The organism is Pontibacter sp. HJ8 (assembly GCF_054824225.1).
Genome location: NZ_JSYF01000520.1, coordinates 314 through 1518 on the forward strand (window position 1 = coordinate 314; position 1205 = coordinate 1518).

Below are 1205 nucleotides of genomic sequence, written 5' to 3' on the forward strand. Positions count from 1 at the left end.
GTATGGCAGCACGGTTGGCCTGCTCACGATGGAGGATGTGGTAGAAGAAGTCGTGGGCGAGATAAATGACGAATATGATGACGAGGAAGAGATCATTTACTCTCAACTCGATGAAAATACCTTTATATTTGATGGTAAAACTTCGTTGCACGACTTTTGCAAGATCACGGAAATCCCGTTTGACGCCTTCAATGAAGTCAAGAGTGCGCACGAAACATTAGAAGGGCTGATGCTGGCACTTTTTGCCAGGTTACCGCGTGTGGGCGAGGATGTATTCTTTGGACGCTACCATTTTACGATCGAGTCGGCGGACATGAAGCGCGTAAAACGAGTTAAGATTAATGTCGCAAGCAAAAAAGAGAACTACCACAAAGTCAGTTAAACTTCAGCTTTTCTTATGGGTAGGCCTGGCCGCAGCTGTAGCCGGCTGTAACGCGGAGTATACCCCAAAGCCGAAAGGGTATAACCGCATCGACCTGCCGGAAGCCGCGTATCAGCAACTGCAGGAGGGCCACCCCTATACCTTCGAATTTTCTAAATACGCCAAAATTCGTCCGGATTCTTCTAAGATCGCGCAGCCGGACTGGATCAACATCATCTACCCGACTTTGGGAGCCAATGTGCAGCTGACCTACAAGGCAATCAACAATGACCCGAAGGCTTTTAATGCCCTTGTAGAAGATGCCCGCAAACTGACGGCCAAACACCAGGTAAAGGCGTATGCGATCGAGGAAACAGAGATCAAGACACCACAGGGCGATGTAGCCTCCGTGTTTGAACTGTCCGGCGAAGTGCCCAGCCAGTTCCAGTTCTATGTGACCGATACCACCACGCATTTCTTCCGGGGGGCCTTGTACTTCCGGACTGCCACGCAAAACGACTCCCTGGCTCCTGTCATAGAGTTTGTCAAGAAGGACATTGTGCACCTGCTGAACACGCTGGAGTTTAAGGACAAGAAGTAAATTTCTAAAATAGGCTTTTTAAAGAAGGACAAAAGACTGCAGGTATAGCTTCAGGTCTTTTGTCCTTTTTGTTTGGTCTTTGTTCCAGAACTAAACACACTATTGTTCGTGCAGAATTGAAGGTACTCAAGTAGGAGAATCCTTTCTGATTAGGTTGGATAGCTGCTGACTTTGAAACTAGATCAGTTGCCGCATACCTATGCCTATACCTATGCCTATACCTATACCTATACCTATACCTAT

Annotated in this window: 2 protein-coding genes; both read left to right on the plus strand. The window is 47.4% G+C overall.

What is annotated here, in order from left to right; all coding sequences use genetic code 11:
• On the plus strand, positions 1-382 hold a 382-nt coding region (locus tag OB13_RS18785), incomplete at its 5' end, for a transporter associated domain-containing protein (RefSeq protein WP_461491721.1).
• Entirely contained in the window at positions 342-962 is a 621-nt protein-coding gene (gldD, locus tag OB13_RS18790; protein ID WP_461491722.1) for a gliding motility lipoprotein GldD, read from the plus strand. The genes OB13_RS18785 and gldD, both read left to right, overlap by 41 nt.
• Positions 963-1205 lie beyond the last annotated feature (243 nt).